Below are 15,504 nucleotides of genomic sequence, written 5' to 3'. Positions count from 1 at the left end.
TAATTTGAAATGAATGGTGTGAATCTAGACAGCAAGTGCTGACTCAGATGAAGCGGATTCCTCAGATTCTTCAGCAGCAACAGCGTCTTCGGAGTGTTCCGCAAGCGTGGATTCTTCAGATTCTGCAGCAGGAGTGGGTTCCTCGGATTCTTCAGCAGAAATTAACTCGTCGGATGGCTCAACAGCAATGGTTTCTACGGAGTCCGGATTTGAAGTTAATCCCTCAGATTGCTCAGCAAGAGTGAATTCGTCAGAGGACTCAGCAGACAAGGATTCCTCGGACTCTGCCGTTGGCATGACTGCTTCAGAGTCCATCAGAGGAGTGAGATCTTCAGATTGTTCAACAGGAACAGATGCGTCGGATTCTGCCGTAGGCGTCAAGTCTGCACATTCCATAGAAGGGAACAATGCCTCGGATTCTGCAGCAGGAATGGATGCTTCAACCGCTTCGAGTTTCTCGGTTTGCGCAACCGGTACAGATTCCTCTGATGCCAATACAGGAGTGGATTCTTCCAAGTCTTCAGTAGGAATGGATTCTCCGAATTGTTCAGCAGTCGTAACTTCTTCGGATTCCAATGCAGATGTGAATTCTTCGAATTGTGCTTCAGACGTGAATTCTTCCGATTCTGCCATAGGGCTTAATTCTTCATATTCCAATGGCGAGGCGATTTCTTCTGATTCCACAATGGGATTTAAATCTTCAGATTGTGAATCAGCAGTGAATGCCTCAGGCTGTTCGACAGGAGTCGTTTGGAGCAGGGTGAATTCGTCTTCTTCGGGCAGAGTGAAGACTTTGACTTTCTCTAACAAGTCATCAGAAAGCTGATTCATGGTATCCGCTAACTGTTGCGCATCATCCGACTGACTTGCAATTTGGTTCGAGAGTTGGGCAATGGCCTCCATGGTCATCGCCGTTTGTTCCGATGTGTGAACAATCTCTTCACTGGTTTTGGCGACGGCCTCACCAGATGCGACCGCTTGCCCCGTCACATCTTGTACCTTTTGGAACACGGATTGGGTATGTCGAACCCCTTGGGTAAAGTCATCCACCACGCCGCCTAGTCGTTGCACATCGGCGTCTACATCGGCTACAACCCGGTGAATCTGAGCGCTCCGTTGTTCTAGAGACCCGAGGCCATCGTTGGTTTGTTGAGCGAGTTGACTGACCTGGTTCGCAATCGATTCAAATTCTTGTGCCACTTGGGCAAATCGCTTCGGATCGGATTGTTCAGAGGCTCTTGCGGCTACCAATGCTGCATTCAAAGCCAACATCTGGGTTTGTTCAGCAATATCCCCTTGGTCCTGCACAAATTGATCCGTTAGACCCACAAATTCCCCTAGGGTTTTCATCTGCTGCACGATGCGATCGCTACCCTGTTGCAGCACATCAATTTCTTCCCCCAGCGAACCAATCTCAACTTGACCTTGGGCCACAGCAGTATTGAGGGTCACCAAAGATTGGTTGGTGGTTGCCAATTGCTGAGCGGCGTTGGTAGCAAAGGAGCGAACGTCATTAATCAAGCCCAAGACCTGCATAACTTCTTGTGATTGCTGATCGGTGTTCCGGGCCACAATTTCGGAAATATCTTTTTGGCGGATACTGCTTGCCGAAACTTGACGGGAAGTAGCCGAGACCTGCTTGAGAATACTGCCGAGTTCTTCAATCAACCGGTTGAGGGTATCTGCAATTAAGCCCGTCGCTCGATCGTTCACCGTAGCTTGGGTGGTAAAGTCTCCTTCTTCTACATTGGCAACCACGTCCAGTAGCTCGATAATGTCTCCTTGCAATTGGTCATTATCCTGGCGAGTCTCTTCTTCCTGCCGTTTCCGAGTATCGATCTCTTCTTGGAGCTGGCTATTCAAGACCAATTGATCCAGCTGAGATTGGTTAATCTTGTCCTGGGTGGCTTGCTTATCGCGAACGTAATCACGGACAGCAGCTAAAACCAAAATCCAGCTAGCCAACAGGATAGGGAAAGCCACCAAACCGGCAAAGTTAATGGAATTCTTAAGTTGGTTTTGATAGGCCTCTAGCTGTTGATTGATAAAGATCTCAATGCGCTTAATAACCTGTCGATTGCCTTCAGCATACTGGGCTTTCAGTAGCTCATATTCTTCCCCTGCCAGTAGCTTTTGTGCATCTTCCGCTTTGTTGGCCTTGACCAGTCCAAACGCCTGATCTTCTATTTCAATCAGCCGTTTGTTGGCTGCATCCGTTTTACTCGCATCAGCCCGAATGTCCTCGGTCACATTCTTTAAAGTTTGAGCAATGGCTTGATCCAATAAAGGCACATGATTCTCGTAGCGTTGGAGCCATGCTAAATCTCCCGTACTGGCAGCCATTCGAGCCGACATGGTCAGCACTTCATCGAGATAGGTAATATCTCCAGTGTTCTTTTGCAGCTGCAGTTCACGTTCTGAAATCTGTTCTAGGTTACGTGAACTATTCCAGATACTCACCCCACAGCCTGCTGCCACTATTAGGTTAGTAGCAACAGAAATGGCAAGGGTTGCCACCAAGTTCTTCCTGACAAACTGTTTAGCGTGGTGTAGAGGAGAAGAATATTGGATCGAGAAGGCTTGATCCGAGGGGTTGGGCTGAAGTTGATCAGAGTTCATAAGCGCAAACTGATTACAGTACGGGAAAGGCCATCCAATAAGACAGCACAATCTATCTTTTAGGCGTTCACAGGGGAAAAATCTTGGACGAAGAAGCGCACCTTATCCTTGAGGGTGCCACAAGTCTGAAGGAAACCAATCAGGCTGGAATAGAACCTGGGAATCCGTGTCCGGTGGGTGGAGTGCTTGAGTGGTAAGAACGGCTGGAGGGAGTTGTTCTTTGCTGGTGCTGCCAAGAACCTTATCAACAATGATGCCCATATTGGCTAACCTTCCTGCTTCATGACTTAGCTGAAGTACGGTGACGGTTTCTCGCAGGGTGTTTTCTTGGGTCTTCAATACCTGATGGGCTGAAGTTAAGGGAATAATTTGACTGTTGTGATGGGTAACACCAACCAAGGGGGATTGATAAAAAGGCAGATCTAGAATTCGGGATCTTTGAACTCTAAAAATTTCAGCGGCCCAGCGGGCGGGGAAAACCAGAACCCATGCCCCAACCTGGGTGAGGATATACCTTTCTTTAATGGAGGCAGAGGAGTAGACGATGGGTTTGGTTGTCGCAGCAGCTGACATCTATACCTCCATTACGAGCTAACGCGCTGTAAGATTTCTTCGATCGTTTCGTTGGTGACAGGCTTGGTGAGATAATCATTGGCCCCAGCCCGTTTAATGCCATAGTTCACTTCTAAGGGCGTTTTCTTACTGGAGCAGAACACCACATATTGGTCAGCAGTTGGGGGGTTCAGCCGAAGAGAGCGTAGAAATTTGTAGCCGTCCTGGCCAGGCATCACAACATCTAGAAAAACGAGGTTGTAGTTTCCCGCCTCAATTTGATGGAGGGCATTCTCAGTTCCATCACATTCATCGACTTCATGGCCTAGGTTTTGCAACATTGTGACCAAAGCCAATCGATCTACTGAACTGTCATCAATAACTAATAAGCGCATCTTCCTAACTCCAAAAAACTTGCTCTGCTAATAACACTCTAGATAAAGAGGTGTATTCCTAAGCACCCGTGATCATCGATGGACCAAACACCAACGCATGGATCAACTCCTGCAATTGCAGTTGAAATTGGTTAATCTCTGTTGCTGCAAGGGGTTTGTTGAGAAACTCGCAACCACTCCATTGGGCCCGCCATTTGTTAGATAGCTTCTGTTCTCCCGTTAATATGACTAGCGGAATTGCCGCTAAACTGGGCTGTTGCCGAATTTCCTTTACCAATTCAAAGCCCGTAATTCCGGGCATATTAATATCAATAAAAACGATGCCAGGTTTCACTTGAGTAATTTGTTCTAGGGCAGTTTCAGCTTGCTGACAAACTTCCACTTGATAACCCAGCGCTCCCACCAGACTATGAAATTGCTTGAGGACTAGAGGGGAGTCATCGATAATCATGACTTTAGTCGATTGAGTCTTTTGCAGGGGCTCTAAATGCAGCAATTCTGCCCGCACCCATTTTGCAAAGAGACGCGCAACTTCTAAAGGATCTTTCGCTAGACCAATAGCAATCTTGTTCAAAGGGCGCTGGTGCTGAACGATTTTTTCGATCCACTGTCGCTGGGATTGCGGTAAATTAGCCGCGTCAAGAATCTGAGGATCTAGCACCGGCAACATATTCATCGAAGGGATAATCGGTCGCAACTGTTGCCATAAGACGAGACGTTTCTGGGATTCGTCTAACAGTTCAGCGATGGGGATGCCTGGGACCGGAATGATATCCCGCAGTTGCGCACTGGGGATGAAAGACGCTTCTCCCCCTCCGAGGGTTAGAAATGCATCAAAGTCGTTGAGCATCTTCAATCTCAAGGCTTGCTGAACCTGTTCAGGCATAATCCCCAGCTGCAGCATATGCTCGTAAATGGCTTTTGCAGTGATCGTTTGGTCCTTGAGGGCAGCCTGCCAACGGGCAACATGAGGCTTAAGGGATTCCTGGCGGGTCTGTAAAATGTAGCGCTTGGCGGCTTGTAGAAGTTCACGACTACTCCAAGGACGATAGCCGGAGTAGCTAATGGTCCCCACATCCGTAATACCCAGGTAACCAAAGGTATTCTCTTTCCGGTTCGCTAAGCGAGAGAACTGTATCTTCCAATGTCCGTCACTATTAATCAGCGAGGGGTCCAGCAATTTAGTTGGAAGTTCTTGGGACTGAAAAGAAAATTGCTGAGTTTGTTCTAAAGTCTGCATTTTAATGGTTCTGCAACAAGATCATTGACAACCAAAAGATCTTGGATGAAATCACACTTTAAGTTGAATTAAATACTCAACTTAGAGAATGTCCTTCTGAGAATCTATTGCCTGTAGCTCATCCATACTGACCTAGTGTTCCCCAATTAATCCATATTTCTGGCAGGGAGAATTCTCTGTTTCGAATTAGGACTCTTTTGGATTGTTGATGTGACTCAATCCCCCAACTTCCCCCTGTTAGCGTTAGTCTATTGGAGTAATGACCTCATTAAGCTTTAGAGGCTAAATAACTGGCTAATTTTGAATGTCTTTCATCTTATAAGCTAAAAAATAGTTCATGAGAGATGGACAGAATCTAGTGCAAGTTATGATCCAAAATGATGGAACTTTTAGAGAAATTCCTAGCATTTAGAGACTTTTCACGCATTCCTTAAAAAATATTCTCCTCCATTGGGTATCATTCTGGCAATCGCAAGAGATTTCCAATATATGTAAACCGCTTTCTGGTAAAGGGTTTAAGGCTTGTCGCAAGTGTGCCCAGGACTGAATAAGTGTCCACTTGACCTGATAGGTTGCTGCTAGATGTTTCAGCTGAACCTGTTGTGGAGTGCGGAAAAATCGCTCAAATGGGGGGTCAAAGGCTGAGATCGGCAGCATTTGAAAAATACCGCCTCCGCCATTGTTAACAACAATAATTGTCAAATGGCCTTGCCAATAATACTGCAACAAAAATCCGTTGGTGTCATGGAGCAGCGCTAAGTCCCCCGTCAACAGGACGCTACTTTGTTGACGATGGGACATCCCCAAGGCCGTAGAGAGGGTGCCATCAATGCCGTTTGCCCCTCGATTGAAGTAAGGCTGAATATGCAGGGTTCCTGGCTGCCAAAAATATTCGATATCGCGTACCGGCATGCTATTGGCAATAAATAGTGGGGTGCGAGGTGGCAAGATTTGAGAAAGTAACCAGGCGATTTTACTTTCGATAAGTTCTGACTGTTTTTGCATTGCCCGATTGATCAGGGTTCGCACAGAATGATCGGCATTTAACCATGACTTTGCATACGCTGTAAGCGGCTGACAGTGTTCCTTCTTAGCTGCGGGGATAGATGCGATCAATCCTTCCACGGAGATGCGTACTGGAATAGAGAGACCATGCAATGGATCCATATTGTGATTAGAGACGTCTACCACCCAAGTTTGAGGACGCCTCTGGGTCAGCCACATTCTCAAGACTTTACTGGTTGGCAAGGCTCCGATGCTAATGACCTGCTCAGGCTGTAACTGACTCGCAATGGTCGGATTGCGCAGTATCAGGTCGTAGGTTGAAATCAGATAAGAATTTCGATCTGCCCAATTGCGCAGGGGAGAAAGCCCTTCTGCAAGTACCGGCCAACCCAGTATTTGGGCGAGTTGAGCGATGGCTAAACAATAGTGTTCTGGGGTATCGGGTTGTGCAGGTCCTGCAATAATGAGTCCACGATCGCAACTCATCCACTGATCCAAATAGACGTTGGTGGTCTGAAGGTCGAGGGAGATCTGGACCGAGGGTAAAGGGTGAACAGCAGCAAAGAATTGATCGATATCGAACGTCGTCGCTAGGCGCTCCGTTTCTACTTCGGAGATAGGTGCGAGCGGATCGCGGAACGGAATATTGAGATGGACCGGGCCAGGAACTGGTCTTTGTGATTGTTCCCAGGCGTAAACACAGGTTTGGCGTAAATAGGCCAGCATCTCTGGACGAGTACTGGGTAAAGCTAACTCAACCTGCCACCGTGGATAATGTCCATAGAGCTTGACTTGATCAATGGCTTGGCCCGCCTGGCAGTGTCGCAATTCTGGTGGTCGATCTGCCGTGAGTAAAAGTAAGGGGACTCCGCTGGCTTCAGCTTCAATGACGGCTGGGTAGAAATTGGCCCCTGCGGTCCCGGAGGTGCACACTAACACAACAGGTAAACCCTTACGGCGAGCGATGCCTAATCCAAAAAAGGCGGCCGAACGCTCATCTAAAATTGGAATGGCTTCAATGTCAGGATGCTGGGCAAAGGCGACGGCTAGAGGACCGGAGCGGGACCCTGGACAAATGATGGCAGTTGTTAACCCTAATCGGCTCAGGGTTTCTGCAATAATCGATGACCACAACATATTGACATTGCGAAAATCTAGGGTCATCGTCATCGCATCATATACAGTTGATTTGATCTGAAGAGGTTGTTGGGTTGAAAGCAGAGGACTGCAGCCGCTTCTGATACTGATAACAGCTTATCTTCCTATAACAGTGCATCGAGTAGCGTATGGAGTTTGAGCTGAATTTCGGCCAGTTCTCGTTGGGGGTCAGAGCCAGCTACAATCCCTGCCCCAGCATAGAGCCGGGCTTGGGAGCCGTTGATCAATGCGGACCGAATGCCGACTGTAAATTCACCATTCCCCTGATAATCAATCCATCCTAAAGGAGCTGCATAGAGATGACGTTCAAAGGTTTCTTGTTTGTGAATTTGCTGTTGAGCGACTTCTCGTGACATTCCTGCTACAGCAGGGGTTGGATGTAAGGCTGCCAAAATTTCCAGTAGATGCAGATGTTGAGGGACTTCAGCTGTGATCAGGGTGCGTAAATGTTGAATATTAGGGAGCTGGAGCAGATGGGGCAGAGAAGTCACTTGGGGGGTAATCCCCAGTTCCCAGAGGCTATCGCGAATGAAGTCTAGGACAACGCGATGTTCATGGCCATCTTTTTTACTGCTGAGCAGTTGATGACCTAAGGCCTGGTCATCCTCATGGGAAAGCCCCCGAGGGGCTGATCCGGCCAATGCATCCGTCACCAGGTGGTGATCATGTAATTCAATCAGCCGCTCAGGACTGGCGCCAATAAAGCTCTGGCCTTGGCCATTACTAACGGCAAAGACATAACATTCTGGATAGCGTTCCCGAAGAGTCCCCAAGGCATGACATAAATCCAGCGGCTGAGGTGTTTTGACATCTAAGGTATGAGCTAAGACCAGCTTTTGCAGTTTGTTAGCCTTAATAAGTCCTAATGTATCGACGACTGCTGTTGTAAAAGCGTCTGCATTCGTTAACTGGGGATAGAATTGGGATGCTTGAGATCGGGGTGAAGGACAGCGGCGAGGCGTTTGTAATAGCTGCCATCGTTCCCAGATGCTCCGGGCCAAGGGCTCTAAGGCAGTGTCTGTATCAATAACTGCATTAGCCACCAGTACGGCTTGGTCTTGAACACAAGCCACTTGCCAGCGGGGGAGGAAAACGGAAGCTGCAGGGAAAAACGCCTGTTCTTGATGGGTGTGATCAAAGAAGGTAAAACTGCAGAAAAAATGAGGCCCTGCAAAGGGAAGGTGGAGGGCACCCGCAGAAACGGTATCCACCAAAGAAGTACAGATAAAGTGTTGAGCCTGGGTAAATCGCTGCGTTCCGTCGATTTGTAGATGGAGTAATGGTTCCGTTGCTGCGATCGCAGTCCGTTGCGACTGCTTTTCCCAATAAAAATAAGGATGATCTGCCTGTTGCAGTAAATCCAGAGCAGCCAGTGGGTCTAACTTGGGGAGTTCCAAAGAAAGACTAACAACTTGGGCATGTTCCTTCTCAAGGGCGATAGTACGACAGGAAGCGAGAAACTCGTGGAGTGACCTGCGGTCCTGAAATAAATTGGCAGAAGAGGAAGTTACTGTCATGAACTCGAGGATAGCAAGGTGGGCCGCCGGGAATGCAGGTTACCTCCAAGGTAAAGGACACAATCTGGCTATAGCATGACCACTAGGTCGGGCCAGACTTCGTACCTAATATTCCATCTAACCATTGAAAGGGGCAACCCGTGTGGTTCACCGCCCCCTTGTTCACAAATGCTTAGAAAGAGCCAATCCTGTACCCTAAACTTAATGAAGGCCATTGCAATTTTTCTATGACCACCCAAACCCTACCAACTCGTAAACTGTGGTTCGCTGCCCTAAAGCCCCCTATGTATAGTGTGGCTGTGATACCAATTTGGGTGGGATCTGCGATCGCATGGTCAGAACAACAGCACTTAAACGCCCCCATCTTCTGGACCTTCCTCAGCGCCGCCATCCTGATTATTGCCTGGCTTAATCTCACCAATGATGTTTTTGATGCCGACACCGGGATTGACGTAAACAAGGCCCATTCCTTGGTTAACTTAACAGGCAATCAGTCCCTGATCTTTTGGCTAGCCAATGGTTTCCTGGGATTAGGCTGTCTGGGATTAGTTGCGATCGCTTGGTGGCAGCAGGACATTACGGTATTGGCCCTCATCCTCTTGAGTTGTTTTCTGGGCTACACCTACCAAGGCCCACCGTTCCGCTTGGGATATCAAGGTCTAGGAGAACTGATTTGTTTTGTTACCTTTGGTCCCCTTGCCGTTTCCGCAGCCTACTATAGTCAAACCCAAACCTGGTCGATTCGCCCCTTACCTGCCGCGATCATTATCGGCCTCACCACTAGTTTGATTCTATTCTGCTCCCATTTTCACCAAGTCGCCGATGATTTATCGGCCGGAAAACGGTCCCCCATTGCTCGTCTCGGCACCGCTCGGGGCGCTCGGTTATTGCCTTGGATCTGCGGGGGAATTTTTGGTCTGATTTTGATCTTTATGGGGTTCAATCTATTTAGCAATGGAGTGGTGTTGAGCTGGGTCAGTCTCCCCCTCGCCATCCATCTCTGTCGCCATGTGTGGCGATATCACGATCAGCCAGACCAGGTCAAAGACTGCAAATTTATTGCTGTAGGCCTACATTTTGTGAGTGGTTTGTTATTAGGAATTGGTTTGCTGGCTTAATATAGTACCGTTCTACCCTTGAGGGGGGCTGGCCCTCACTTAAGTCACCCTTTGCCATTCAGGCTGAGGAAAAGGGTACGGTTATGTCTCACCCTGCTTTAGCAAAAACCGAACCTATGAATGCCACAAACTTGCTAGGCTAAAGCTACGCCAACCCTTTTATCTCAGGTGTTTTGACGCTTTTATCACTCGATAAATACAAGGCCTAAGCCTTACCCCCAGGCTGCGTTCTTACCTGACAAGGGAACCCATGGCTTAACACCCATCGGTTGGTCTCCAGTATTTTTTGTCTTGCTTGACCCAAGGAGTAACGCTAATGCCTGCTGCGGATTACAAAGACTACTACCAAATTCTTGGGGTGAGTAAGTCTTCTAGTGAAGCAGAAATAAAGCGGGTTTTTCGTAAGCTAGCTCGAAAGTACCACCCAGATATGAATCCGGGCAATAAAACTGCCGAGGCCAAATTCAAAGAAATCAGCGAAGCCTACGAGGTACTATCGGATCCAGATAAACGGCGCAAATATGATCAGTTTGGCCAATATTGGAATCAAGCCGGTGGACAAGGGAGTGGCTTCGATTTTGATTTTGGGCAATATGGCAGTTTTGACGACTTTATCAATGAACTATTAGGGCGATTTTCCGGTGGGTTTGGAGCGGGAAACGCCTCGACCAGATCCCAAAGCACTTCCTACCGCGGAGGAACATCTAGCGCCCCAGGGTTTGGCGGGTTCCAAGATTTTTCAGGCTTCAACACACCCGGTATTTCTGCAGATGCCGAAGCAGAATTAAAATTGACCTTTTCAGAAGCCCTCAAAGGCGTAGAAAAACGACTGACCATTGGCGGCACTGAGACCATCACCGTCCGGATTCCCCCCGGTGCCAAACCTGATAGTCGCATAAGAGTTAAAGGAAAAGGACAAGTGAACCCCCTCAATCAATCCAGAGGGGATCTTTACCTCAAAGTCAAACTAGACGCCCACCCCTTTTTTAAGTTTGACAAGGAAAATGTTTTATGCACTCTCCCTATTGCCCCGGATGAAGCGGTCTTAGGAGCCAAGGTTAATATTCCAACCCCAACTGGGGAAGTCAGTATGAATATTCCTGCCGGTATCAAATCCGGACAATCCCTGCGTCTGCGAGGAAAGGGATGGCCAAGCGCTAAGGGGAGTGCCAGCGATCTGGTGGTTAAGATTCAAATCATCCCTCCCCCTGATCTGAGCACCGCCGAAAAGGAGTTATATGAGCAACTCTCAAACCTGCGGCAATATGATCCCCGCTCAAATCTGCTCGGAAAATCCCGTTAGTGAGTAGAGAAATCTCTTGACTTCACCCATACAACCCTCAACTTTCTGATAAAATATTACAAAAGTTAAGATTTGTAATTTAAGACCTCATGAATCTATTAATTGTCGGTGCTACTGGAACACTTGGCAGGCAAATTGCCCGTCGGGCCTTAGATGAGGGACATGAGGTCACTTGTTTAGTGCGCGCACCTCGCGCCGCCACGTTTCTAAGGGAATGGGGTGCTTCCTTGATTAAAGGGGATTTACGGGATCCAGAAACCCTCAAATTGGCGATGGAAGGCAACACCGCCGTTATTGACGCTGCAACGGTTCGGGCCACAGATTCCATCGGCATTCGAGAAGTGGATTGGGATGGTAAGGTGGCCCTGATTCAGGCCGCTAAAGCTGCTGGCATCCAGCGATTTGTGTTCTTCTCTATTTTGGGTGCGGAGAATTATCCAAAGGTGCCCTTGATGGACATTAAGAACTGCACCGAACTGTTTATCAAAGAATCTGGCCTAAACTACACGATTCTGCGGCCCTGCGGTTTCTTCCAGGGACTAATTGGACAGTATGCCATTCCCATCCTTGAGGATCAGTCCGTTTGGGTGATGAATGAAGCCACCTCAACGGCATACATGGATACGCAAGATATCGCCAAGTTTGCGGTGAATGCACTTTCCCATTCTGAAACCGAGAACAAAACCTTTGATTTAGCTGGCCCCAAAGATTGGTCCCCTGAACAAATTGTGGCCCTTTGCGAGAATATTGCCAATCAACCCGCCAAAGTGACACGGATGCCGATTGGCTTATTACGGAGTGGGCAAAAAATTGCTCGTTTCTTCCAATGGAGCTGGAACATTGCTGATCGCTTAGCGTTTAGTGAAGTGATTACGTCTCAAGCGCCGATCACCGTCCCGATGACAGAGACCTGTAAGGTATTTGGAGTAGATGAATCTGAGATTTCTACTCTGGAAGCCTATATGCAAGAATATTTTGATCGGATTCTCAAGAAACTGAAGCAGCTCGAATACGAGAAGAACCAGAAACAATCTCGCAAACGGAGCCCTTTCAAAACTCCCAGTTCCTAACGATAGGTTGAACCTTGAGCGTGCCGAAAGCTGGCATTATCTATAACGAACTCAAGCCGTTCGCTTGCCGAATTGCGACTGAACTCAGAGACAAGCTCTATGCTTGTGGTTGGCAAGTCTGTTTGGCGACAGGGGTTGGCGGCATACTTGGATATTCACGCCCTGAACATCCCGTTTGCTTCACGACGATTGATGAGTTGGTCCCTACTGGCTTTGATCAGGATGTCAAATTTGCCATCGTTTTAGGTGGAGATGGAACGGTTTTATCTGCCTGCAGACAGTTGGCTCCTTGTAATGTGCCGATGCTGACGGTGAACACGGGGCATATGGGGTTCCTGACGGAAACCTATGTCAATCAATTAGATGAAGTTCTGGATCTGTTGCTGCAAGATCAATTTTCCGTCGAAGAGCGAGCGACTCTGACGGTACAGGTGATCACAGATGGCAAAGTGCTCTGGGAAGCCTTATCTCTCAATGAGATGTTGCTCCATAAAGAACCCCTAGCCGGGATGTGCCACTTTGAAATAGCCGTCGGCGAGCATGCAGTGGTTGATATTGCTTCAGATGGCCTGCTGGTGTCAACCCCCACAGGATCTACGGCCTATGCGTTGGCTGCTGGAGGTCCAGTGATTGCTCCCGGCGTTCCAGTGATGCAGCTAATCCCGATTTGCCCCCACTCCCTGGCATCCAGAGCGCTGGTATTTGCTGATACCGAGCCTCTAGAGGTGGTTCCAGCCAACCAACAGCAGCTTGTCCTGGAAGTAGACGGAAACGCCGGATGCTATATTGCACCCGGCGATCGCGTACGTGTAATTAAGTCACCCTATTCAGCTCGCTTTATTCGGCTTGGCTCCCCAGAGTTCTTTAAAATCCTGCGGGAGAAACTGGGTTGGGGGTTACCCCACATCGCTAAGCCAACATCAGTAGAGCTGCCTTAGGCTTTGTTAGGATGAGCAGCTACTGAGTTGATGCATATAAAGTCCAGGTGCGTAGGCTTCAACAACTTCACCTGTCTTGGCATCAGTGATCATTAAATAATCACATTCTACGCATTGGGTGCGCATTAAATTATCAATATAGTGGCGCTCTCCATGCTGGCTTCCACAGTTAGGACAGCGAATCTTTTCTATACGACTCATGAGTAAATACCTTTGTTGAAGAGAGAAGTGAGTGACCCAGTTACAGAAGCTAAAAAAAAGATTAAATAAATGTGTTTAAATCCTAAGCTTGTTGGTGTTCTCTAGCCCGTGATCCCCTCTTTTATAGCACCGACTTCTTAAGGGTGATGGTGTTTTTTAATGAATTTTTAGATTTGATCCCCGATGGCTAAAACTATCCCTGAGAGGGAATACTATTAGGGAACTATTGAGATGAACTATCGGGGATCAGATAAAAAAGACTTTTTTTACTTCACGGATGGGGAGATTGATTTTTTGTAAAAGCAAAATACTCGAAAACAATTCCCTGATTTGAGAGATGCATCAATAGCATTCTCGGGGAAAATATCCCATAAAAATCCTTTATTGTTTTTATTAAAAGATAAACTAACGTCATCTTTTTTAAGCGGGATGGAAATAATCATAGATTTTCTGAGCAAGTTGAGGGCCAATGGTCGGGACGGCTTTTAATTGCTCTGGGCTAGCTTCCCGAATATAGTCAATGGACCGAAAAGCCGCGAGTAGTTCCTTTTGGCGGTGGTGGCCAAGCCCTGGGATATCATCTAGCCGCGAGCGCCGCATTCGCTCTAATCGCTTCTTGCGATGAAAACTGATGGCAAAGCGATGGGCCTCATCCCGTAATCGGCGAATAAGTTGAACGCCAGGTTGTTCAGGATCCGTGGGCAAAGGCTGGCTTTCTCCAGGCTGAAAAATCTCCTCCCGTTGCTTAGCCAGACTGATAATCTGTAGATCTTCAACGACTTCAATTTTCGCCAACGACTCTAAAACCGCTGATAATTGCCCTTTGCCCCCATCAATAACCACTAGGTCAGGCCAGTCAGAGGTGCCTTGACGCGGCTGCTCTGGAGATTCATGGTACTGACGAAAACGTCGATGTAGGACTTCCGCTAGACTGGCAAAATCGTCCGAGTGGCCGGCTTTAACGTTGGGGTTGCGAATTTTGTAGCGTCGATAATGTTGCTTAGCGGGTAACCCATCGATAAAGACCACTTGAGATGCAACGGCATCTGACCCTTGGATATGGGAGATGTCATAGCATTCAATCCGGTGAGGTAGCTCGGGCAGATCTAGAAGTTCGGCTAGGTCTTGGAGGGCATTAAGGGTGCGATCTCGGCTCTTTTGGGTTCGGGCTAACTCATATTGAGCATTGCGCTCGACCATTTCGATCAGTTCAGCTTTGATCTGCCGTTGGGGACAGGTAATGCTGACCTTGCGTTCCTTTCGCTGGCTGAGATAGCTGGCGAGTAATTCCGTTTCTGGTAACTCAGTTTGCACCAAAATTTCCAAAGGCAATTCTACTGGTTCAGCGCTACCGTAATGGGCTTCCAGTACATGCTGCAGAATCATGCCGAGGGAACCCGATTGAGCATCCGCCATAAATCCCAACCGGCCCACTAAACGCCCGGACCGAATCTGGAAGAGTTGAACACAGGCAATTTGATCGTCAGCAGCGAGGGCGATCGCATCTCGCGATACAGTGTCATCGGGTAAGGCAACTTTTTGGTCAACCCCCAATCCCTGTAATCCTTTAATTTGATCTCGCAGTCGAGCGGCTAGCTCAAAATTCAGATCTTCAGCGGCCTGCTCCATTTGCTGTGACAAGGTGTTGATCAGCTCGCTGGTGCGCCCCTGGAAAATCATCACGACTTTTTGCAGAATCTGGCGATAGGCTTCTGGCGTAATCAAAGATTGGCAAACGCCAGGGCAGCGGCCAATTTCATAATTGAGGCAGGGACGATCTTTGAATAGGGGTTTCCGTCGCTGTCGTAAGGGAAAAAGGCGCTTGACCAACCGCAGGGTTTGACGAAGCTGCCATACGTCAACATAAGGACCGTAGTATTTATCTTGAGCTTTCCCTAACCGCCGTTTGCGAGTAATAAAGATGCGAGGGTAAGTTTGGGACCAAGTGACACAGAGATAGGGATACTTTTTATCGTCTTTAAGTAAAACATTAAAGTGAGGCTGATGCTGTTTGATCAGGTTGGCTTCTAGGGCCAACGCCTCTGCTTCGGTATCCGTAACAATAAACTCGATATCCGCCACCTGATGAACCATCAGCTCAATTCGAGGTGGGTGGTCTTGAATTTGTCGAAAATAGGAGCGGACGCGATTTCTGAGTTTTTTGGACTTGCCAATATACAAGATGTCATCATTAGCATCTCGCATAAAATACACACCCGGCTCGGGTGGGATCTCCTTCAGTCTGGCTTCTAGACGATCACGATCTTTAAGCAGGGTGGTGGTCGAAACGGCATCGGTCACGATTATGCGTCACTGTCCATAAAGCGATTCACATATAAATCGTAAAGCTTATCCTCATCTCATGAGATTAGGAGTTGAGCACGGCAA

12 protein-coding genes are annotated in these 15,504 nt (G+C 48.0%); 4 read left to right on the top strand and 8 right to left on the bottom strand.

Annotation, left to right across the window (positions count from 1 at the left end):
- Nucleotides 1-24: 24 nt before the first annotated feature.
- From ON05_RS24980 to ON05_RS24955, 6 genes are all read right to left on the bottom strand, one after another.
- Nucleotides 25-2,619, bottom strand: coding sequence for a methyl-accepting chemotaxis protein (locus ON05_RS24980; RefSeq protein ID WP_010477798.1), 2,595 nt, complete (start codon nt 2,617-2,619; stop codon nt 25-27).
- Between the two features lie 102 nt (nt 2,620-2,721).
- Nucleotides 2,722-3,192: a chemotaxis protein CheW gene (locus tag ON05_RS24975; protein WP_010477796.1), complete on the bottom strand. Its 471-nt coding sequence runs from the start codon at nt 3,190-3,192 to the stop codon at nt 2,722-2,724.
- Nucleotides 3,193-3,203: 11 nt separating this feature from the next.
- Nucleotides 3,204-3,566: a response regulator gene (locus tag ON05_RS24970; RefSeq protein ID WP_010477794.1), complete on the bottom strand. Its 363-nt coding sequence runs from the start codon at nt 3,564-3,566 to the stop codon at nt 3,204-3,206.
- Nucleotides 3,567-3,624: 58 nt separating this feature from the next.
- Nucleotides 3,625-4,806, bottom strand: a complete 1,182-nt coding sequence (locus ON05_RS24965) for a response regulator (RefSeq protein ID WP_010477792.1) — start codon at nt 4,804-4,806, stop codon at nt 3,625-3,627.
- A gap of 408 nt (nt 4,807-5,214) precedes the next feature.
- Nucleotides 5,215-6,975, bottom strand: coding sequence for a 2-succinyl-5-enolpyruvyl-6-hydroxy-3-cyclohexene-1-carboxylic-acid synthase (gene menD, locus ON05_RS24960; protein WP_029315488.1), 1,761 nt, complete (start codon nt 6,973-6,975; stop codon nt 5,215-5,217).
- A gap of 98 nt (nt 6,976-7,073) precedes the next feature.
- A complete protein-coding gene (locus ON05_RS24955; protein ID WP_010477787.1) occupies nt 7,074-8,486 on the bottom strand; it encodes an isochorismate synthase MenF in 1,413 nt (470 codons plus the stop codon).
- Nucleotides 8,487-8,713: 227 nt separating this feature from the next.
- On the opposite strand from ON05_RS24955, the gene menA reads away from it, so the two are divergent.
- The 4 genes from menA (at nt 8,714) to ON05_RS24935 (ending at nt 12,915) form a co-directional block, all read left to right on the top strand.
- Nucleotides 8,714-9,604 (top strand): 2-carboxy-1,4-naphthoquinone phytyltransferase, encoded by an 891-nt coding sequence (gene menA / locus ON05_RS24950; protein WP_010477786.1) that lies wholly within the window; start codon nt 8,714-8,716, stop codon nt 9,602-9,604.
- A gap of 316 nt (nt 9,605-9,920) precedes the next feature.
- Nucleotides 9,921-10,907: a DnaJ C-terminal domain-containing protein gene (locus tag ON05_RS24945; RefSeq protein WP_010477784.1), complete on the top strand. Its 987-nt coding sequence runs from the start codon at nt 9,921-9,923 to the stop codon at nt 10,905-10,907.
- A gap of 89 nt (nt 10,908-10,996) precedes the next feature.
- The gene (locus tag ON05_RS24940) at nt 10,997-11,977 is read left to right on the top strand and encodes an NAD(P)H-binding protein (RefSeq protein WP_010477781.1); all 981 of its coding nucleotides are present in this window, start codon (nt 10,997-10,999) and stop codon (nt 11,975-11,977) included.
- A gap of 20 nt (nt 11,978-11,997) precedes the next feature.
- Nucleotides 11,998-12,915, top strand: a complete 918-nt coding sequence (locus tag ON05_RS24935) for an NAD(+) kinase (RefSeq protein WP_010477779.1) — start codon at nt 11,998-12,000, stop codon at nt 12,913-12,915.
- A gap of 6 nt (nt 12,916-12,921) precedes the next feature.
- Here ON05_RS24935 and ON05_RS24930 read toward each other — a convergent pair whose 3' ends face one another.
- Together ON05_RS24930 and uvrC are read right to left on the bottom strand one after the other, a co-directional pair.
- Complete coding sequence (locus ON05_RS24930; protein WP_010477777.1) at nt 12,922-13,116, bottom strand: hypothetical protein; 195 nt, start codon at nt 13,114-13,116, stop codon at nt 12,922-12,924.
- Nucleotides 13,117-13,536: 420 nt separating this feature from the next.
- Nucleotides 13,537-15,417 carry an excinuclease ABC subunit UvrC gene (gene uvrC, locus ON05_RS24925; protein WP_010477775.1) on the bottom strand — a complete coding sequence of 627 codons (1,881 nt, stop codon included), beginning with the start codon at nt 15,415-15,417 and terminating at the stop codon, nt 13,537-13,539.
- Nucleotides 15,418-15,504: the final 87 nt, after the last annotated feature.

It is taken from the genome of Acaryochloris sp. CCMEE 5410 (genome assembly GCF_000238775.2).
In the GTDB taxonomy this organism is placed as follows: domain Bacteria; phylum Cyanobacteriota; class Cyanobacteriia; order Thermosynechococcales; family Thermosynechococcaceae; genus Acaryochloris.
Note: the sequence above shows the minus strand (reverse complement) of the source record. Positions and strands in the feature narration are given on the sequence as shown.